Raw genomic sequence first — 19,348 nt, 5'->3', positions numbered from 1 at the left:
CGGAACGGGAAAGCCCTGCGCCGTGGGCAAGGTCCCTCGACTCGATGTGACACCGCGCGCGGTGGCCGTCTCGAGAACAGGCGGTCGGATCTTGCGGGGGGTGATGACGGGTCGGCTCCGGTCTCCGTGCCCACACCCGCGCCTCCCGCCTTTGTCCCATGTCCGGGGCTGACCCTCACGGCAGTCTCCTTGTACATACTTGCTTACAGGTTACTCCCCGTGGGTGGATAGGGCAAATTCCATGGGGTGCGTCTCGAGGGCCGCGGACGGGACCGTGCGGAGGAAAGGGGACGGCTCCGGTCTCCACACACGCACCCGCGCCTCCCGCCCCTGCCCCGTGTGGCGAGCCGGAAAGATGAAGAACGGACGCCATCGGACAGGTGGTGAAGGCGCTATTGTGCAGGCGGAGACTCCGGCTCCATGGGGTTCAAATAATTGTCCCATGTCCGGGGCTGACCCCATGGGAATACGGCGTGCCCGCCGTCGCGCCCGTCATGCGAGAAGTACATAGGCCGCTCGGCCACCACCGCGGGACCTGCGAGCACGCGCAGCCGGCAGGAGAGCTGGTATCCGGCGCCGGCGTGCTGGTTGACGAAGAGGGTGGCGCGGGAACGCGGCGGCACGTTCAGGGTGCGCGGCTCGAGGGCTCCTTCCTCCTGGGTGAGATAGGCGACCTCCACCACCGCCTCCTCGCCGCCCGGGTTCAGCACGCACAGCCAGTTATGGAAGCCCTCTCCAGTGTATCCCTCGGCGAACCGCCATTCGTCCGCCCCGACGCCCGCACCGATGACGCAGTGCCCGCCCTCCCATCCGTCAGCCCCCGCCCCGCCATATGAGAAGTACACGGGCCGCTCCGCGAGGAACCCGTCCCCTGAGGTCAGCTCCACCGACACGTCCCTGTCCTGGCCTACCTCCGCGGGCACGAATATGGTGGACCTCCTCCCGCCCTCCACGCGGTAGGTACGGCCCAGCGGCTCCCCCTGTCCCGGCCCGAACACGTAGAGGGCCGAGACCTCGATGGGGAAAGGGTTGGGGTTCTGGAGGGTTATCCATTCCTCGAAGTCCTCCCGCGTGGAGCCCTCCGCGAAGAGAAAGCGGCGCCCGGTGGACGTGGCCCCCATCACGCAGTGGCCCCCCTCCCAATGATGCGAACCCGTTCCCAGGTAATCGAAATATACCGGCCGCTCTACCACCACCGGCACGGAGGCCTGGACCGCGCAGGAGTTCTGGAAACCGTCGCCGAGCAGTTCGTTGACCCGGAAGGTGGCGCGGGAGCGCGGGGCCACCCCGAGCCTATCCACCACCACCTCCCCTTTCTCCTCCGTCTGGAAACGGAAGGTCAGTTCCGCGGCCTCACCTCCCGGGTTCATCACGCACAGCCACTGATCGAAACCCTCTCCCGTGTAGCCCTCGGCGAAATACCACTCCCGCGCGGGACCCCGCGCCCCCATGACCGCGTGACCCCCCGTCCACCCCTTCCCGTAGGTGAAATACATGGGGCGCTCGGCGACCACCCTCCGCTCAGAGGTGACCGCCATGGACACCTCCCTGCCCGGACCCACCGCCGCGTTCACGTCGAGGGTGAAACGCGAGCCTCGCGGCACCCTGAACCGCTGTACGGAGGATGAGCCATCGGAGAAGAGGAAATCCACCTCGACCTCCGCCTCGGCCTCGTCCACGTTCCCCACGCAGAGGTACTCCTGGAAACCCTCTCCCGTGTAGCCCTCGGCGAAGTAGAAAGTGCTGCCTCCCTCCGGCGGCTGCGGGCCCGGCTCCGGCCCGGGTTCTGGGGCTCCCCTCTCGAGGGTGACGATGACCGGCCTCTTCCCCACGGGGAGCCCGCTCACCGTGATCCTTCCCGCGGCGTCCCGCGACGTCCCCGCCAGGGCGGAGGTCGCGCCGCTCAAGGGATCCACGCGCTGCGGGTCCGCGTAGTCAGGGTCGTTGACCGTGAAGGAGAGGGAATCGGCCGCGTCGTCGCTCTTCCAGGCCGAAAGCGCCAGTCCGCCGCCGGCCATGCGGAAACAGTGCGCCTCCAGGGTCTGGGGCCGGGAACAGGAAAAGGAGACCGTGGCGTTGTCTATCCCGGCAGCCGCCCCCAACACCCGCGTGAAGGTGGAGTAGAAGGCATACGAGGCCTTGGGGGTGAAGTCACGCCTGAGCAGCCCGTAGCGGTCCCAGTCGTTGAGGTGGGTATCGCGCAGGTTGAACCAGATCACGCGGTCCACGTCGGTGGAGGCGTAGTTTATGAGGGTGCGCAGCAGATAGTCCGCCTGGGTGTCCTCGTCCACCCCGCTCGGTGCCTCGGGACTGGTGGGCCAGCCCACCTCGGTTATCCAGACCTGCAGGTCCTTCGCCGTGTACAGCGAGACCAGCCAGTGCACGAAGGCCACCAGGTTACGGCAGAGCCTCTCCTTGGGACGGTAGGTGTCCTCCGGCGGCTGCCCCTCCTCCCCGACGGTCTCCGCGTAGGGATGGTAGGCGATGGCGTCTATATATTCCGCCGCACCCAGGGAGAGGCAGGCGTCCAGGTAGTCTGGGCCCAGGCCCGCCACTCCGCCCATGACCACCGCGGCCGAGGGATCGGCGGCACGGATCTCAGCGGAGGCCGCGGCCAGCAGCTCCAGGTACGCTTCCGGGTCGGGCTCCGGCATCCAGAAGGCGTGGATGTTCTCCTCGTTCCATACCTCCCAGGCAGCCACCCGGCCGCGGTAGCGCGCGGCCACGGTGCGCACGTATCCCCGCCACGCCTCGAGGTCCGTGGGGGGATACCTCCAGTCCTGTCCCCCGTTGGCCCAGGGGGGAGCCGCCCCCAGGATGCCCAGCAGCTTCACGCCGTGGGTCCCGGCCCTCTCCACCACCGCGTCCGCCCCGGAGAAGTTCCACACCCCCGGCAGGGGTTCCAGGTCCGACCAGGCGAAGTCGCAGCGCAGCCAGGCTGCGCCGGCATCTTCCGCGGCGGCGAACTCCCTCTCCACCGTCGCCCCGTCGTAGAGCTTGATGTGGCTGGAGGCCACCCCGAATCGTTCCCCCACCGTGCCGGGGGTGGAGGAGGGGGTGAAAGGCGTGGCGGCGGGGGCCGCTGCCTCCTCTGCCGCGCGGCCCTCCGGGAGAGAGAAGACGGTGCCCTCGGCCCGGACCGAAGGCATCCCGGAACCCGGCACAGAGGCATCTGACCGAGCCGCGCTCCCCAGCGCTGACGCGGGCGGCGCGGCGATCAGTAAGAGAAACGATATAGAGGCCGTCACGGCCATCATGCGTCGCAACTCGCGCAAGTCGCCCCCTTGCGAAAGACCGGTTTTCATGAACATTATCGTCAATCCCGAACGGAATTTAAGGGGGCGGGCCGTCTGGCTCCGCATTCGGTTTCCAAATCATGCTTCCGGATGCTACCATAGCACCACCGCAGTCAGACAGAGCAAGGGTGGTGAGGAATAAAATGTCCGTCTATCCTCGCGTCGGGGGCAGGCTCATCAGGCCCACCATGGGTATGATGCGCGCCGCCGCCGGCCTCTTCCACGCGCACGCGAAGGTGGGGGAACTCCTGCCCCTGGAACGCGTGCTGTGCGCCGCCTTTCATAAGGAGCCCGACCGCGTGCCGGTGACCCACTTCCTCCTCGGGGCGGCGCGCCGCCTCACCGGCATATCCTACGAGAGGTTCTCGCGCGATCCCGAGGCGGCGGCGGAGGCCTATATCGCCGCCAACCAGCTCATCGGCGGAGACGTCCTCTACACCGTCATCGACCTCTCGGTGGAGGCCGCCGACTTCGGCCAGGAGATGGTATATCCCCCTTACAGCACCGCATATCCGGACTATCGCAGGCCGCGTATCGCCACGGTGGACGATTACGAGCGCCTCGAGCCCTTCGACCCACGCAGCACCCCGCGCATGGGTATGTGCATCAAGCTGGGCAGGATCCTCTCTAGGAAGGCCGGGATACGCTACCCGGTCATGGGGTTCATCTTCGGCCCCCTGGGGGTCCTCTCCATGATGCGCGGCGCCCAGAGGCTGTTCGTGGACTGCGTGCGACATCCCGAGAAGGTCAAGGCCGCCCTGGAGGTCATCACCGAGGTGCTCACGGATTACGCGCGGGCCCTCTGCGACACCGGCGTGGACGCGGTGATGCTGGACACCCTCTTCGCCTCGCAGTCCGGTATATCCCGCGAGCTTTGGGTGGAGATGGAAGGGGTCTATGTCCGGCGTATCGCGGAAGAGATCAGGCGAAACGGCGCCCTGGTGGCCCTTCATAACTGCGGCACCAGGCCCTATCTGGACCTGCAGCTCGAATACATAGAGCCGCTCATGGTATCCCTCGCTGACCTTCCGGACGACTGCGAGAGCCTGGCGGAGCTCAAGGTAAATTATGGTAAGAGAACGGCCATCGCCGGCCTCATCCCCACCCAGAGCATCCTCATGGAGCCGCCCGCCAGGATCATGGAACTCGCCCGGGAGCAGATCAGGGCGCTGGCGCCGGGGGGCGGCTACGTCCTGGCGCCGGCTTGCGAGTACCCGCCCAACATCGAGCTGGTCAACGCCCTGGCAGTGGTGCGGGCGGCGGAGATCTACGGCAAATACCCGATAAAGTGAGGGTGAGCAAGATGGGAGAAAAAGACCTGGTGTTGTCGTCCATAGCAGCGGCGGTGAGGGACGGCGCGGAAGAAGTGGCCGCGTCGCGGTGCGAGGAAGCCCTGGCCGGGGGGGTTGCCGCGCGGGAGATCATCCAGAACGGTCTCTGCCGGGGCATGCGGGAGGCCGGGGATCTCTACGAGCGCCACGAGTACTTCCTTCCGGAGCTGCTCATGGCCTCCGAGGCCATGCACGCCGGCATGCGCGCTGTGCTTCCCTCCCTGCGGGAGTCCGGTGCCCTTGACGCGGGCGAGACGGTGGTGCTGGGCGTGGTGGAGGGAGACGTCCACGAGATAGGGAAGAACCTCGTGGCGGCCATGCTCGAGGCCGAGGGATACAGGGTCATCGACCTCGGCTACGACGTGCCGCCCCAGAGGTTCCTGGACGAGACCAGGGCCAGCGGCGCCGGGGTACTTGCCCTCTCCACCATGATGACCACCACCCTGCCCAACATGCGCCGCACCGTGGAGCTGGCGCGGTCCCTGGAGCCGCGGCCCGTCATCGTGGTGGGAGGAGCCCCTCTCTCCTCCGACGTGGCCGCCGACATGGGGGCCGACGGCTACGGGGAGAGCGCCGCCGGGGCCCCCTCCCTCATCGGGTCCCTGATCGGAAAGGCACGTGGGGGTCTTTAACGCGGGGGCACGCCGGCCGCAAGCCGTCCACGGCGGCATCCCGTTCATGTAGAAGGCAAAGGCATATATGGTGCATGGTGCGAGAGATACCGGGCGGGAATCTCAAAACGGCCTTCGCAGGCATCCCGACCGCCAGGCTTTTTCCCCAACCCTCACGGAGCAACCCGCGTGCCGACAAGGCCCCCGCCGGTGTCATTACAATTATTACAATTCGGGGGTCAACTTCCCGTCACATGCCCGATGATCTTTCTTTATCCCGCGTACCGGCATCCCGGCCCGTCTCCGCCGACCACGCATCGCGGCACGCGTCCCGCCCCCCGCCGGACATGCCCGCGACCCCCGGGAATCGAGCCGATAAGGGTCTCTCGGAACATCAGCAGCAACGCCCGGGGTCTCATGCATAACCCAGGGCCTTCCTGGTGAGCTCGATGATGTGATAGCCCTCCAGCCCGGCGGCGTCGGCCACCTTGCGCAGGTTGAGCACGCAGAGGGGACAGAGATAGGCCATGGCCCGGGCTCCGTGTTCCACGGCGTCGTCGATGTTGCGCCTCTTTATCTCCATGGCCTTGTCGCGGTCGCGGGGCATCATGGGCGACCCGCAGCAGAGGGCGAACCTGCGGTCGTGCTTCCTCTCCACCCTCTCAACCCCGATGAGCTCGAAGAGCTCGTCCAGCTGCTCGTCCTTCCAGGGCGTATAGCGCGAGGCGCAGGGCTGCTGGTAGGCTACCTTCATGTTCAAGGGCTTGACCTCGTCCCTCCGCTCCCTGACCTGTTCCAGCAGATACTCTATGATGTGCACGGGACGGAAGGGCACCTCTATGCCGTACTCCTTGACCATGGAGGCCAGGAGAGCGTAGCAGTCGTCGTGGTAGAAGATGATCTCCGAGGCCCCCGTGGCGGCGAGGTTTTCCACCACCCGCCGCGCTCCCTCGCGCACCGGCGTCTCGTAACCCAGGTGCACCCAGCCCACGTTGCAGAAATAATCGCCTCCCTTGAGCACCGTCATCCCCTGGAAGAGCGGTCCCTCGAAAAGGCCGGGGATAAAGTCCCCCACACTGCAGAGGGAAAGGGTCGGCCTGCCCGGCTCTCCCGCTATCACCTGGCTCGGGGCCTTGGGGAGGTTGCGGAAGACCTCGGTGTTCTGCTCCGGGATGTTCAGCACCCCCGTCTCCTCCTGGCGCTTCAGGATGAGGTCGAAGGGGTTGGCGCCCTTCTCGCAGAACTGGTTGCAGGCCACGCAGGTGACGCACTGGCTGACGATCTCGGGCGTGCCGCCCTCCTTGAGGGCCCGGAACTGCTCTATGGACTGCTCGCGGTCGTAGTCCACGTAGGGGCACAGAAAGACGCAGTCTCCGCAAAGGTCGCATTTATCCCGTTCGAACATCCTCTCCCTCCTTTTTTTCTGAGGCCTATGCCCATAATCTATCACAACCGGCCTCCCAACGCCCGCGCGGCAAGCCCCTCAGGAGCTGTGCGAATGGGCTGCGGGGTAGCGCACCGCCTCCCCGGCGCCCTTCGAGAGGCCGGTCCGCGCCGGCTTGACCATCCCCTACCCAGACGCCCGCGCGCGTCGCGGACCCCTCCCTCCCCGTCGCGCTTGAAAGTCTGCTCTTCCCCCCGCGCCCGCACGCGCCGGGAACCGAGGACGCCCTTGCGCGGCGGGGGTGCGGCTTTCGGCCCGCGCCCGCATGCGCCGGGGCCAAGCCGGATCGGTTGCATAATCGTATGCAAACTAATTATATTGTTCATGCCGGTAGACTCGTGCCTCGTGCGCCTGCCTCCGGCGAGACACTGCTGGGCGACTCGACTAGTCAGAGGAGGGAATGGTATGGCAATTCCGTATGGCACCGACGAATGGGTTGAGGCCTACAACAACATCGTAAAGGAGAGGATGGAGAGCCAGTCACCCCCCTATATCATGGGGACCCCGGAGTGGGTGAAGCAGTACGAGGAGCTCATCCAGAACGACGCCGAGTACAAGGAGGCCGCCAAGACCTGGGAAGGCTCGGTGGTCATCAAGATCCTCGCCAAGCCGGAGATAGGGCTGGACAAGGACCTCTACATGTTCATGGACCTCTGGCACGGCGACTGCAACTACGTGCGCATCGTGCCCGCCGAGGTGGGCGAGGCCGGGGATTACGTCATCACCGGCGAGTACGAGCGCTGGAAGGCGGTCATGGCCAAGGAGCTGGACACCGTCAAGGGCATGATGCAGGGTAAGCTCAAGCTCAAGGGCGACCTCCCCACCATCGTGCGTGCGGTGAAGGCGGCCTCCCGCCTCGTGGACCTCTCCGCCTCCACCAACCCACGCTTCCCCGACGAACTGGACGATGCCGGCAAGGAGGAGCTGCGCGCGCTGCTCAAGCGGGCCGAGGAGGAGTTGGGGATATAGCCGGGGCAGCTGGTAGCCTTTCGCTTTCAGACGGGCTTTCGGAACCGAGACCTGGAGCCCGCGCAGGAAGAGGCTTCCTCCCGTGGCGTGACGGTAAGGCGCTATTCGCTGGAAGCCGTCACGGAGAGAGGGCGGCAGGCAGCGCGAGGCGCGGGAGCAAAGGGAATCCCGCCCGCGCGCACGGTGCGCGCGGGCGAGCATCCCGTCCCGGAGGCCGGCGCCCGGCGAGGAGAGCGGCCCGGAAGAGTCCGCCACCGCGATCGCGACCTGCATGCCGCGGCGGGGAGGCATTCTCTTCCACCCGCGGTTTTCGGAGCAGAGCAGATCGATCACGGCGTCACCGGAGTGCAACGGGCATGATGGCAGGCGGCCCGCTCCCTGCCTGCGGACGCCGAGACTTGGAGGTAGAGAGCGGCCGCACCAGCGGCGCATGAATACCCGATGACCCCGGGGCGCCGGTCCCCGGGAACCAGACCGGAGGTGATATGCATGGCCTACGATAAGGACCTCTCCTTCATCTACAAGAACTACACCAGGCTGGTGTTCGGCGTCGGGGCGGTGAAGGACCTGGGAGCGGAGGTGGACCACCTCAAGTGCTCCCGTGCCTTCGTGGTCACCGACAAAGGCCTGGTGGAGGCGGGGCTCGTCGAGAAGGTGGAAAAGGCCCTGGGGAACCGCCACGTGGGCACCTTCGACGGCGTGCCCCAGGACTCCGGGTACCACATCGTCAACGAGGCCGCCGAGATCGCGCGCGAAAAGGGCGCCGACTGCCTGGTGAGCGTGGGCGGCGGCAGCGTCATCGACACCGCCAAGGGCATGGCCATCATCGTCTCTGAGGGCGGGAACCTACAGGACTACCAGGGGTTCCAGATGCTCACCCATCCCATCACCCCTCACGTGGTCATCCCCACCACCGCCGGTACCGGGAGCGAGGTCACCTACGCCTTCGTGATCAAAGACTGGGAGAAGAACCAGAAGCTGCTCTACGGGGACGACTACCTCATGCCCAACACCGCCATCCTCGACCCGGAGATGACCGCGACCATGCCGCCGCGCATCACCGCCATGACGGGCATGGACGCCCTCACCCACGCCATCGAGGCCATCCACGCCCTCCAGGCCGAGCCCATCTCCGACACCCTTGCTTTCGGAGCCATACGCCTCATCATGCAGTATCTCCCCATCTGCGTGGAGAACGGCTCCGACCTGGTGGCGCGCGGACAGCAGCAGATCGCGGCGACCATGGCCGGCATCGCCTTCTCCAACGCCCAGGTCGGACTGGTGCACGCCATGGCCCACTGCGTGGGCGCCCTCTACAAGGTGCCCCACGGGGTGGCCAACTCCATCCTGCTGCCCCACGTGATGATGTACAACATGGACGAATGCGCCGACCGCTACGCCTTCGTGGCCGAGGCCATGGGAGTCAGGGAGAGGGGCATGAGCGACGAGGAGGCGGCCGGCGCGGCGGTGGATGCCGTGTTCGAGCTCACCAAAAAGATCGGTATGCCCCAGTCGCTGCGCGAGGTGGGCGTGGAGGAGGAGGGGCTCGCCGAGGCCTCGGACATGGCCCTCTGCGACGGCTCCATCGTCTACAACCCCAAGATGATCTTCGAGGCGGAGCAGGTGATGGAGGTGTACAAGAAGGCTTTCTGAGCGGAACCCGCGCGGACTTTCGGCCGCGGTCCCGCCGCTTGACCTGAAAAGGAGGTAAACAGATGGCGGATGTCAAGCTAGCGCCCGGCGCCGACGAGGTGGCCATGGCGGTGATGCTCTCGGACATGCTCAAGGCCAACATCGAGAAACCGGAGAAGCTCAAGGAGTTCAACCGGCTCAAGGCGCGCGTCTATATCCACGCCGTGGACGCGGAGACGGAGATCACCATGGACTTCAACCGGGGTAGCCTGACCGTTTACGGCGGCAGGGAAGGCACCCCCGACCTCTCCATCGAGACCGACGCCGCCTCCCTGCTCGACCTGGCCAACATCAACATCAAGTACGGCATGCCCTGGTACTTCGACGAGACGGGCATGGCGGTGGTGAAGAAGCTCCTCAAGCGGGAGCTGAAGATCAAGGGGATGTTCACGCACCTGGGAGCCCTTACCAGGCTCACCAAGATCATGTCCCTGAACTGAACCCCGTCTCGACGGCAGAGGGGCCGGCAACGGTTTGCAGTGAGTGAGAAAGCCGGGGCGCGCCGCCGGCGGGCGTCCGCTCCCGGCCATCCAGGAGGGGAGTGATGCACATGGCTTTCGGCAACATGGGGAAGGTCCTGGAGGTGGACCTCTCGACCGGGTCCACACAGGAGATAGAGATCCCCGAGCAGACCTACCGTGACTATATCGGTGGGGCGGGCCTGGCGGCCAGGCTGCTCTTCGAGCGGGGAAACCTGGAGGCGGGAGCCCTGGATCCGGACAACCTGCTCATCTTCGCCGCCGGTCCTCTCACGGGCATCGGCTTCTCCGGCTCCAGCCGCCTCACGGTGGGAGCGCGCTCTCCCCTCACCGGCATCTGGGGACAGGCCTCCTGCGGGGGCAACTTCGGCCCCGAGCTCAAGCGGTGCGGCTATGACGCGGTGATCCTGAAGGGCAAGGCGGCGAGCCCGGTGTTCCTGCTGCTGGGCGAGGACTCCGCGGACCTCCTTCCCGCCGACGACCTCTGGGGCATGGACACCTACGAGACCACCGACGTCCTCAAGGAGCGCTACGGCAAGGGGGCCAAGGTGCTGGCCATCGGGCCGGCGGGCGAGAACCTCATCCCCTTCGCCAGCATAGCCAACGACTACGGCCACCATTTCGGCCGCGCGGGCATGGGGGCGGTGATGGGCTCCAAGCAGCTCAAAGCCATTGTGGGCGAGGGCAACAAGAAAATGGAGTTCGCCGACCCCGAGAAGGTCAAGGCCATGCAGGAGGAGCACCGCGAGATGATCAAGGACAACATCTTCTGCGGCGCCCTCTCCGCCTTCGGCACCGGCGCCAACATGGAGGCCAAGATGTTCGAGGGAGACGTCCCCACCCGCAACTGGGGACGGGGGTTATGGGAAGAGGGGGCGGAGAAGCTCTCCGGCATCGCCCTCGCCGACAACTTCGTCGTGGACCACGCCAGCTGCCGCGGCTGCGCGGTGCGCTGCAAGCCGGTGGTGGAGGTCAAGGAAGGCCCTTACGCCATGGCCAGGCCCGGGCCGGGACCGGAATACGAGACCCAGGCCGCCTTCGGCACCCTGATCATGAACGACAACCTGGCCGCTCTGTGCAAGATCAACGATTTCTGCAACCGCGCCGGCATAGACACCATCACCATGGGGGCCACCTTCGCCTGGGCCATGGACTGCTTCGAAGTGGGCATCCTCAAGCCGGAGGAATACGATGGCATGAAGCTGGAATGGGGCGACGTGGACGCGGTGATCGAGCTCCTGCCCAGCGTGGTGGCCAGGCAGGGCAGGCTGGCCTCTCTCCTGGCCAAGGGGTCGCGTGCCGCCGCGGAGGAGGTGGGTGGAGGGGCGGAAGCCTACCTCACCGACTCCAAGGGGCTGGAGGCTCCCATGCACGACCCGCGCTGCAACTGGGGCGACGGCCTCGCCTACGCCGTCTCCATCCGCGGTGCCTGCCACGTGTCCAACCTCACCTTCCTCCTGGAATGGGGCGCCGTCGAGTACCCCGAGATAGGCCTGGACAAGAACTACATGCCGCAGTCAGCGGAGTACAAGGCGGAGGCGGTGGCCCTCACCGCCGACCTGGGCTGCATCATGAACTCCGCCTGCTGGTGCGAGTTCCCGGGCACCGCCTATTCCGTCACCCAGTGGGCGGAGCTCTTCAACGCGGTGGCGGGATACGGCTGGGACGTGGCCAAGATGATGGAGGCGGGCGCGCGGGTGTGGTTCCTGCAGCGCTGCCTGGGCCACATCTGGGGAGCCACCGGAGCCGATGACCGTATCGGGCAACGCATCATGACCCCGGTGGAGGACGGCGGTATCGCCGGGTCGGTGCCGGACATGGACACCATGCTGCGGGAGTTCTACGAGTACCGCGGCATGACCCCGGACGGCATTCCCACCCGGGAGACGCTCGAGAAATACGGCCTCGGCGACGTCGCCAACCACCTATAATGGGGTCAGCCCCGGACATGGGACAAAAAGCAGCGCTTTCCCTCGCGCTATCTTTCCGCCGTCAGCGAGATGCTTCCTCGGCGGGCAGCGGCCGATCACCCGTCGCCCGGAACCCCGGAAGATCACGGCACCGATATCTCTCGGTATGTTTCACGAGTCTCTCCAGGACGGGGTGAAAAGACGCTTGGACCGGATGTCCGGTGGCGCTGGATGAAGATGTTCAACGACAATGTCCCATGTCCGGGGCTGACCCTGGATAAAGATGTTCAACGACAATGTCCCATGTCCGGGGCTGACCCCATTTATTTACGGCGGCAAAAGTAATAGAATATTAACGCTCGCTTAATACAAGCTTTATGCGCCGGCTCGGGGGCGCGGAGGAGGGCGCGCCCCGACGCTACGAAGCATCTGTTGGCACGGCCCCTGGACACGGGCATCTGTTCCGGCAAACGGCCACGTGCGGCCAGCCCGCCGGCTCGGGTAGAGGGATGAGACGTAACGCGATTGGAGTCTCCGTGAGGAATTTTTCTTCCAAACGTCACGGCACCGTCGTCTTTACCCGCAAGGACCCGGACGGCGGACACGACCAAAAGGGGCTTGAGTCGGGAAATAGTAAGGCATCGGCCGCACCCCAGGAGGGATGCACGGCGGACAACGTCCTGGAGGGTATCCGGCCCCCGTGAGGAGGTGATGGATGGAGGTTCCGGCGAACGTACCACTTATCGGCAGCAGGGTCAGGTAAAGGGAGGTGAAGCAGTTGTCTGATTGGAAGGACGATGTGGAGATACTGGTCCACGAGGGCAAGATCAGCGTCCCTTATTCCTGGACGGTGGGAAGCACGCTCAGCCGCTTCTACTGCGAACTGCGGGACAACGGCAAGATCTGGGCCAACCGCTGTCCGAGCTGCGGGACGACCTTCGTTCCCCCGAAGATCAAGTGCATAAACTGTTACGAGGAGCCGCACGACTGGGTGGAGCTCCCGGGCACGGGCACGGTGGAGACCTATACCGTGGTGCGCTATGAAGAGCCGTCTATGCACCCCCGCAAGGCCCCCTTCGTGTACGGCGTGATCAAGATGGACGGCGCCGACACCGGCATAGTCCACTTTATCGGAGACGTGGACCCGGAACAGGTCAAGGTGGGCATGCGCGTGGAGGCGGTACTCGAGGATGAGCGCGAGGGCAACATCCTCGACATCAGGCATTTCCGTCCCCTGGCATAGGGAAGCGGGGTGAGATACATGGAAAAAGTGGCGATCATCGGTGTAGGCTATACCAAGTACGCGCAGAACAGCCCCCTGACCTTCGCGGAGATGGTCTTCGAGGCCACCACCAAGGCCCTGGAGGACGCGGGCATCACCCGCGACGAGGTGGACAACGTGGTCTCGGTCTCCAGCGATTTCTGGGACGGGCGCACCATCTCCAGCATGGCCATCTCCGACGCTTCGGGAGCCTACGGCAAGGACATCACCACCGTGGAAGGCGACGGCACCTTCGGCGCTCTCTACGGCATGATGCGCATCCTCTCGGGTTCCTTCGGGGTCTCCATCGTCTGCGCCCACCACAAGGGCACGGAGAGCAACATGAACGGCATCACCAACTGCGCCTTCGACCCCCTGGTTGAGCGCAAGCTGGGGCTGGACGCCGTGTCCTCCGCCGCACTACAGGCGCGCCGCTACATGAGCAAGTACGGCCTACTGGAAGAGCAGTTCGCCCTGGTGTCGGTGAAGAACCACGGCAACGCCAAGAAGAACCCCATCGCGCTCCTCCCCATGGACATCACCGTGGAGGACGTCATGAACTCCCGCAAGGTGGCCGACCCCCTCAAGGTGCTCGACTGCTCCCCGGTGACCGACGGGGCCTGCACCCTCATCCTGGCGGCGGAAAGGCAGGCCAAGAAACTCACCACCAACAAGAAGAGGGTGTGGATGAAGGGCGTGGGCCACTGCTCCGACGCCTTCCGCCTGGGGGACCGCGACCTCGCCGACATGCGAGCCCTGAAGAAGGCCGCCAAGCGCGCCTACGAGATGGCGGGCATCTCCGACCCCCTCAAGGAGATCGATTTCGCCGAGGTCTACGACGCCTTCTCCTACATGGAGCCGCTGTGGCTGGAGGGGCTGGGGATCTGCGATGACGGCAAGGGCTGCGAGTACCTGGAGCGCGGCTGGTTCAACGCCGACGGAAAATTCCCGGTGAACGTCTCCGGCGGGCGCCTCTCCGCCAATCCCGTGCAGTCCGCGGGCCTCTATGCCATGGCCGAAGCGGTGCTGCAGCTTCGCGGCGAGGCGGGCGAGCGCCAGCTCGACGGCGTGGAGACCGCGCTGGTGCACGGCATCAACGGCATGTGCGGGCAGTCGCACTGTGTCTGGGTGCTGGGGAGATAAGGAGGTGACGTGAAATGGGTAAAAGAGTAGGCATCATCGGAGTAGGCCAGACCCACCACGCCGCCAAGCGCCTGGATGCCTCCGGCGTCGAGCTCATCGCCGAGGCCGTGTCCCGGGCTCTGGACGACGCGCAGCTCACCATCAAGGACATCGACGCCATCGTCATCGGCAACATGGACCACTTCGAGAACATCAACTACGTGGACATGTGGGCGGTGGACGGGCTTGGAGCATGCATGAAGCCGGTGTTCAAGGTGACCACCGGCGGGACCACCGGTACCACCGTGGGCGCTTGCGGCTACTACCACGTCGCCAGCGGCCTCTTCGACGTGGTCTTGGCGGTGGGCTGGGAGAAGAACTCGGAGTCCGACACCCAAGCCGCCATCTCGACCTGCGCCAACCCCACCCTTGAGAGGGACCCCTTCGCGGGAGCTATCGGCCCCCTGGCCACCGAGTACTCCATGTACATGAAGGCCTTCGGTGCCACCGAGGAGGACGCGGCCATGGTGGCGGCGCGCGACCGCAACAACGCCCTGCGCAACCCCTACGCGCATTCGCGCCAGGCGGTGACGGTGGAGGACGTGCTCAACTCACCAATGCTCTCCTACCCCATCAAGTTCCTGGACATGTGCCCGCGCTCCGACGGCTCCTGCGCGGTGATCTTCGCCTGCGAGGAGAAGGCCAAGAAGCTCTGCCCTAAACCGGCATGGGTGCACGCCTCGGTGGTTCGACACGACTACACCCACTTCGGGGACCTGGAGTGGAAGTTCATGCCCACCCTGGAGAGGGCGTCGGCTGCGGCCTACAAGCTGGCGGGGATAACCAACCCGCTCAAGGAATTCGACGTGGCCGAGCTCTACATCCCCGCCTCCACCTGCGGGGTGAAGTGGATGGACTCCCTGTGGTTCTGCGAGCACGGCGGCGCTCCCGCCCTCATCCGCAAGGGCACCTTCGAGATGGACGGCGAGCTGCCCATCAACCCCTCCGGCGGGGTCATCTCCACCAACCCCATCGGCGCCACCGCCCTCATCCGCATCGGAGAGGCCGCCTGGCAGATCATGGGAAGGGCCGGCGAGCGCCAGGTTGAGGGCGCCAAAAAAGCGCTGGCCACGGGGTTCGGCGGCTGCAGCTGGTCGGACGTGATGATCCTGGGCGCGGACCTGCCATAGGAGGAGGTGAGAACTATGGGACTTTACGAAGACAAGCGCAAGCGCACCCATACCCCCGAGGGCTACGAGCTCCTCACCCACGAGTCCGGCCACCTGGAGTACGACTTCCACTGGCACCTCGGGTATTATTGGAGCAAGTTCCTGGCTGAGCTGCGGGACAACAAGCGCTTCATGGGCGTGAAATGCCCGGAGTGCGGCTGGGTGTATATGCCTCCCCGCCAGGTCTGCGGCAAGTGCTACGTGGAGATGAACGAGTGGGTGGAAGTGGGACCCGAGGGCGTCCTCGAGGGCTTCACCATCGTGCGCTTCCCCTATATAGACGCCAACAACGGCGGCATGAAGCAGGTCCCCTTCACCTCCATATGGGTGACCCTGGACGGCGCCAACACGCGCATGATGCACTTCTGCAACGTCTACGACGAGAAAGAGCTGGAGGTGGGGATGCGCATGCGCGCCGTGTGGGCGGAGAACCGCACCGGCAGCATCCACGACGTGGAGTACTTCGAGATTATCAAGTAGAAACGCCTCGGGCGTTTAGGGGGGCCGGGGAGACCCGGCCCCTTTCCTCTACCCGCCGGCGGTTAGCCGGGCGTGACGTGGGAAGAAGACGCTATGCCGCACCCGTCACTTTCACTTCCGGGAGGATCTTTCAAGTAAGCCGGGCGTGACGTGGGAAGAACACGCTATGCCGCACCCGTCACTTTCACTTCCGGGAGGATCTTTCAAGTAAGCCGGGCGTGACGTGGGAAGAAGACGCGAGGCCGCACCCGTCACTTTCACTTCCGGGAGGATCTTTCAAGTAAGCCGGGCGTGACGTGGGAGGAACACGCTATGCCGCACCCGTCACTTTCACTTCCGGGAGGATCTTTCAAGTAAGCCGGGCGTGACGTGGGAAGAACACGCTATGCCGCACCCGTCACTTTCACTTCCGGGAGGATCTTTCAAGTAAGCCGGGCGTGACGTGGGAAGAAGACGCGAGGCCGCACCCGTCACTTTCACTTCCGGGAGGATCTTTCAAGTAAGCCGGGCGTGACGTGGGAGGAACACGCTATGCCGCACCCGTCACTTTCACTTCCGGGAGGATCTTTCAAGTAAGCCGGGCGTGACGTGGGAGGAACACGCAAGGCCGTGATAAGCGGCAACGGGTCGCCGCCACCACCGCTTTTCGGGGCCGGAGAGCGTGAGGTGGTGAAGATGGCTGGAGGGGAGCAGTGGGGATCGAACCCACCCCGACTTTTTCAGAGCCGGCCAACGGGTTTGCAGCCCGCGGGAGACACCAGTCTCGTGCTCCCTAATATAATATATCATTATATTAATTATAAATATATATTATGAACGCCACGGCCCCTTTTCCCTCCCTTTCCCCTCCCCCCGTGCTACCATCTGCGGGCGAGCTTATCGGCCAGCTCACCGATCCTCGACCCGGCGTCGGGGCCGATGACCGCGCCGTGCCCGGGATAGGCATAGTCCAGGTCGAGTGACGCCAGGCGCCGCATGGAGGCGAGGATGGCCGCCTTATCATAGCTGAAGGAGAGGAAGGGCGGGCCGAGACGGCCCATGATGTTGCTCACCATGTCCCCGATGAAGGCCAGCCTCTCGGAGCGGCTGTAGAGGGCGATGCCTCCCTCGGTGTGCCCCGGGAGCTCCAGAACCTCCAGGCCGAGCTCCTCGATCTCCTGGCCGTCCACTAGCTCCAGGTCCACCGCGCATCTCTCGAAACGCTGATAGCTCTGCAGCCAGGAGGCGGGCAGCCTCCGCAGCAGCCTTCCCGCAGGGCTGATATCTCCCGGACCCGGCGGCTCCTGGTCACCCGTGATCACCGGGGCGTCCCCTGCCCCCGAGGCCACCCGCGCACCCGAGAGGCGCTTGAGCTCCGCCAGGCAGCCGGTGTGGTCGTAATGGTGGTGGGTTATGATGATGTATTCCAGGTCCTCCACTTTGAGACCGCCGGCGTCCAGGGCGCGCATTATCCTCGTCTTCGCCTTGGGGGTGTTGGTGTCCACGAGGTAAGGCCTCGGACCCAACACCAGGTAACAGTTGGCGGTGGCGGTCCGGATGGTCACGATCCGCGATCCGGCCACCTCCCCCGCGATGGCGGCACTGCAAGCCATGCTTCCCCTCCTCTCCCCAGCAACAGATGACATCTCCACCCCGATTATACTAATCTGGATGCCGAACCGGAGCGCCGCGGCGGACGGCGGCTGCACGCCCGGCGGACGGCGGTGGGATATGCGCACCCGGCGGACGGCGGTGGGATATGCGCACCCGGCGGACGCGGCGCGGGATGTGCGCGCCCGGCGGACGCGGCGCGCGACCACAAATCGGGCAACCGGCCACCGGCAAGGGAGGAGGCCATGGGCATAGAGAACGTCTTCGTGGTGGGAGCGGGCTTCATGGGACACGGCATCGCCCAGGTCTCGGCGTTGGCCGGTTACCGCGTGACTCTCTGCGACGTCAGCGAAGAGGCCCTGCGGGCGGGAACGGAAAACATCCGAAGCTCGCTGCGGAAGCTAGTGTCCAAGGGAAGGGTGGATGAGGAGCGTGCGGGTCGCGCCCTGGAGCTCATCTCCACCACCACCGAACTGGGCGAGGCTTCCAGGGCGGACCTGGTCATCGAGGCGGTGCCCGAGAGCCTCTCCCTCAAGGTGGAGGTCTTCCGCGTCCTGGACGGCATCTGTCCTCCGCATGCCCTCCTGGGCACCAACACCTCGGCCATCCCCATCTCCTCCCTGGCCGCCGCGACCTCCCGGCCGGAGCGGGTGGTTGGGGTGCATTTCTTCGGGCCGGTGCCGCTCATGCGCCTGGTGGAGATCATCCGTGGCCTACTCACCTCGCAGGAGACCATGGAATCCGCCGACGCCTGGGCGCGCAGCCTGGGTAAGGAGACGGTGTTGGTACAGAAGGACCACGCCGGTTTCGTGGCCAACCGCGTGAATATCCCCTCCTCCATAGAGGCGGTGCGCATGGTGGACGAGGGCCTGGCGACGCCAGAGGAGATAGACCGTTCCACGGGAGGCTTCGAGGCCGGGGTAGGCCCGTTGCAGATCATGGATAACGCCGGACTGGAGGTGGCTTTCAGCGCCGCCTTGGCCATCTACGAGGACACGCGCGACCCCAGTTTCCTACCCCCTCCCCTGCTGCGGCGCATGGTGGCCGCGGGCCTGCTGGGACGCAAGAGCGGCCGCGGCTTCTACGACTACGCAAGCGGGAAGAGGGAGAGCTACATGCTCCCCGCGCCCAGGCGCGGCCCCGGGGAGAGAGGTGACTCCCAGGGTCTCCTGATGCGCTTCTTGCTTCCCGGCATCCTGGAGGCGATAAGGGTGGTGGAAGCTGGGGTAGCGGAAGCTGAGGACGTGGACAGGGCCTCCCGCCTGGGGTTCAACCTGCCCATGGGGCAGCTGGAGATGGCCGACAACCTGGGGCTGGACACGGTGCTCGCGGAGGCCTCGCGCCTGTACGAAGAGACGAAGAGCCCCGCGTTCCTCCCCCCTCCCCTGCTGCGGCGCATGGTAACCATGGGGTCAGATCTTCGATCTTCGACACATTGACGCGCCTCGATGGGCCTCGATGGGGCCTCGATGGGGTCAGATCTTCGATCTTCGATCATCGATGCATTCCCCGATGGGGTCAGATGATCGATGGGGTCAGATCTTCAATCTTCGATCATCGATGCATTCCCCGATGGGGTCAGATCTTCGATCTTCGATCATCGATGCATTGTCTGCCAATCGAGTTCTCTCCGAACATCGACGCGGCCAGCGCCAACGCCAAACGGGGGTCTGGCATCAATTTTGCTTTACTTACAAGGCACAGGCGCTGCGCTCGGGGTTGGGGATAAGACGGGTACCCACAGCTCAGTTGCTAAAGCATAAGTCGCCGTCGTCGAGAATTTGACCTCGTTATTATAGATAAAGTGCCATAGGCATTATTTTGGATCTTCGTTTTCAATGAGATCCCGATCCTCTCTTTCAATGTGATCATGTGATCAGGTAGCGTTGGCCGTTTAAATCACGAATATTACCCATATATTGGTATCGTAGATC

The 19,348-nt window shown here is 65.1% G+C and carries 14 protein-coding genes and 1 tRNA gene; 11 read left to right on the top strand and 4 right to left on the bottom strand.

The genetic code is table 11. The annotated features are described in order from the left end of the window. Nucleotides 1-392: 392 nt before the first annotated feature. The gene (locus tag H5T74_12985) at nucleotides 393-3,149 is read right to left on the bottom strand and encodes a beta-galactosidase (GenBank protein ID MBC7231291.1); all 2,757 of its coding nucleotides are present in this window, start codon (nucleotides 3,147-3,149) and stop codon (nucleotides 393-395) included. A gap of 290 nt (nucleotides 3,150-3,439) precedes the next feature. Here H5T74_12985 and H5T74_12980 point away from each other — a divergent pair, with 290 nt between their 5' ends. Next, on the top strand, nucleotides 3,440-4,588 hold the full coding sequence (locus H5T74_12980; protein MBC7231290.1) for a uroporphyrinogen decarboxylase: 1,149 nt from the start codon (nucleotides 3,440-3,442) through the stop codon (nucleotides 4,586-4,588). 11 nt (nucleotides 4,589-4,599) lie between these two features. Then, nucleotides 4,600-5,259 carry a cobalamin B12-binding domain-containing protein gene (locus H5T74_12975; protein ID MBC7231289.1) on the top strand — a complete coding sequence of 220 codons (660 nt, stop codon included), beginning with the start codon at nucleotides 4,600-4,602 and terminating at the stop codon, nucleotides 5,257-5,259. A 394-nt stretch (nucleotides 5,260-5,653) separates the two neighbouring features. Here the strand turns inward: H5T74_12975 and H5T74_12970 are convergent, their stop codons facing one another. Continuing rightward, on the bottom strand, nucleotides 5,654-6,643 hold the full coding sequence (locus H5T74_12970; GenBank protein MBC7231288.1) for a (Fe-S)-binding protein: 990 nt from the start codon (nucleotides 6,641-6,643) through the stop codon (nucleotides 5,654-5,656). Between the two features lie 444 nt (nucleotides 6,644-7,087). Between H5T74_12970 and H5T74_12965 the strand changes: the two genes are divergently transcribed. The 8 genes from H5T74_12965 to H5T74_12930 all read left to right on the top strand — a co-directional run bounded on the left by H5T74_12965 (nucleotide 7,088) and on the right by H5T74_12930 (nucleotide 15,824). Further along, nucleotides 7,088-7,651: an SCP2 sterol-binding domain-containing protein gene (locus tag H5T74_12965; protein ID MBC7231287.1), complete on the top strand. Its 564-nt coding sequence runs from the start codon at nucleotides 7,088-7,090 to the stop codon at nucleotides 7,649-7,651. A 489-nt stretch (nucleotides 7,652-8,140) separates the two neighbouring features. Further along, complete coding sequence (locus H5T74_12960; protein MBC7231286.1) at nucleotides 8,141-9,304, top strand: iron-containing alcohol dehydrogenase; 1,164 nt, start codon at nucleotides 8,141-8,143, stop codon at nucleotides 9,302-9,304. Nucleotides 9,305-9,366: 62 nt separating this feature from the next. Next, entirely contained in the window at nucleotides 9,367-9,783 is a 417-nt protein-coding gene (locus H5T74_12955) for an SCP2 sterol-binding domain-containing protein (protein ID MBC7231285.1), read from the top strand. A gap of 104 nt (nucleotides 9,784-9,887) precedes the next feature. Beyond that, entirely contained in the window at nucleotides 9,888-11,753 is a 1,866-nt protein-coding gene (locus H5T74_12950) for an aldehyde ferredoxin oxidoreductase family protein (GenBank protein ID MBC7231284.1), read from the top strand. 757 nt (nucleotides 11,754-12,510) lie between these two features. Further along, the gene (locus tag H5T74_12945; GenBank protein MBC7231283.1) at nucleotides 12,511-12,975 is read left to right on the top strand and encodes a Zn-ribbon domain-containing OB-fold protein; all 465 of its coding nucleotides are present in this window, start codon (nucleotides 12,511-12,513) and stop codon (nucleotides 12,973-12,975) included. Between the two features lie 18 nt (nucleotides 12,976-12,993). Next, nucleotides 12,994-14,136, top strand: a complete 1,143-nt coding sequence (locus H5T74_12940; GenBank protein ID MBC7231282.1) for a thiolase family protein — start codon at nucleotides 12,994-12,996, stop codon at nucleotides 14,134-14,136. 14 nt (nucleotides 14,137-14,150) lie between these two features. After that, on the top strand, nucleotides 14,151-15,305 hold the full coding sequence (locus H5T74_12935) for a thiolase family protein (GenBank protein MBC7231281.1): 1,155 nt from the start codon (nucleotides 14,151-14,153) through the stop codon (nucleotides 15,303-15,305). A 15-nt stretch (nucleotides 15,306-15,320) separates the two neighbouring features. Continuing rightward, the gene (locus H5T74_12930) at nucleotides 15,321-15,824 is read left to right on the top strand and encodes an OB-fold domain-containing protein (protein ID MBC7231280.1); all 504 of its coding nucleotides are present in this window, start codon (nucleotides 15,321-15,323) and stop codon (nucleotides 15,822-15,824) included. A 684-nt stretch (nucleotides 15,825-16,508) separates the two neighbouring features. Here the strand turns inward: H5T74_12930 and H5T74_12925 are convergent. Together H5T74_12925 and H5T74_12920 are read right to left on the bottom strand one after the other, a co-directional pair. After that, nucleotides 16,509-16,597 (bottom strand) — tRNA-OTHER (locus H5T74_12925). 84 nt (nucleotides 16,598-16,681) lie between these two features. Then, the gene (locus tag H5T74_12920; protein ID MBC7231279.1) at nucleotides 16,682-17,416 is read right to left on the bottom strand and encodes an MBL fold metallo-hydrolase; all 735 of its coding nucleotides are present in this window, start codon (nucleotides 17,414-17,416) and stop codon (nucleotides 16,682-16,684) included. 243 nt (nucleotides 17,417-17,659) lie between these two features. Between H5T74_12920 and H5T74_12915 the strand changes: the two genes are divergently transcribed. Further along, nucleotides 17,660-18,853: a 3-hydroxyacyl-CoA dehydrogenase gene (locus H5T74_12915; GenBank protein MBC7231278.1), complete on the top strand. Its 1,194-nt coding sequence runs from the start codon at nucleotides 17,660-17,662 to the stop codon at nucleotides 18,851-18,853. The last annotated feature ends 495 nt before the right edge of the window (nucleotides 18,854-19,348 follow it).

It is taken from the genome of Actinomycetota bacterium, from assembly GCA_014360645.1.
Lineage (GTDB): Bacteria > Actinomycetota > Geothermincolia > Geothermincolales > RBG-13-55-18 > Solincola_B.
Note: the sequence above shows the minus strand (reverse complement) of the source record. Positions and strands in the feature narration are given on the sequence as shown.

Excerpts from the sequence above, each read along its gene's own strand:
- H5T74_12985 (MBC7231291.1), bottom strand. The coding sequence starts at position 3,149 with ATGCCTTCGGTCCGGGCCGAGGGCACCGTCTTCTCTCTCCCGGAGGGC.
- H5T74_12975 (MBC7231289.1), top strand. The coding sequence starts at position 4,600 with ATGGGAGAAAAAGACCTGGTGTTGTCGTCCATAGCAGCGGCGGTGAGG.
- H5T74_12960 (MBC7231286.1), top strand. The coding sequence starts at position 8,141 with ATGGCCTACGATAAGGACCTCTCCTTCATCTACAAGAACTACACCAGG.
- H5T74_12965 (MBC7231287.1), top strand. The coding sequence starts at position 7,088 with ATGGCAATTCCGTATGGCACCGACGAATGGGTTGAGGCCTACAACAAC.
- H5T74_12950 (MBC7231284.1), top strand. The coding sequence starts at position 9,888 with ATGCACATGGCTTTCGGCAACATGGGGAAGGTCCTGGAGGTGGACCTC.
- H5T74_12955 (MBC7231285.1), top strand. The coding sequence starts at position 9,367 with ATGGCGGATGTCAAGCTAGCGCCCGGCGCCGACGAGGTGGCCATGGCG.
- H5T74_12930 (MBC7231280.1), top strand. The coding sequence starts at position 15,321 with ATGGGACTTTACGAAGACAAGCGCAAGCGCACCCATACCCCCGAGGGC.
- H5T74_12940 (MBC7231282.1), top strand. The coding sequence starts at position 12,994 with ATGGAAAAAGTGGCGATCATCGGTGTAGGCTATACCAAGTACGCGCAG.
- H5T74_12915 (MBC7231278.1), top strand. The coding sequence starts at position 17,660 with ATGGGCATAGAGAACGTCTTCGTGGTGGGAGCGGGCTTCATGGGACAC.
- H5T74_12935 (MBC7231281.1), top strand. The coding sequence starts at position 14,151 with ATGGGTAAAAGAGTAGGCATCATCGGAGTAGGCCAGACCCACCACGCC.
- H5T74_12980 (MBC7231290.1), top strand. The coding sequence starts at position 3,440 with ATGTCCGTCTATCCTCGCGTCGGGGGCAGGCTCATCAGGCCCACCATG.
- H5T74_12970 (MBC7231288.1), bottom strand. The coding sequence starts at position 6,643 with ATGTTCGAACGGGATAAATGCGACCTTTGCGGAGACTGCGTCTTTCTG.
- H5T74_12920 (MBC7231279.1), bottom strand. The coding sequence starts at position 17,416 with ATGGCTTGCAGTGCCGCCATCGCGGGGGAGGTGGCCGGATCGCGGATC.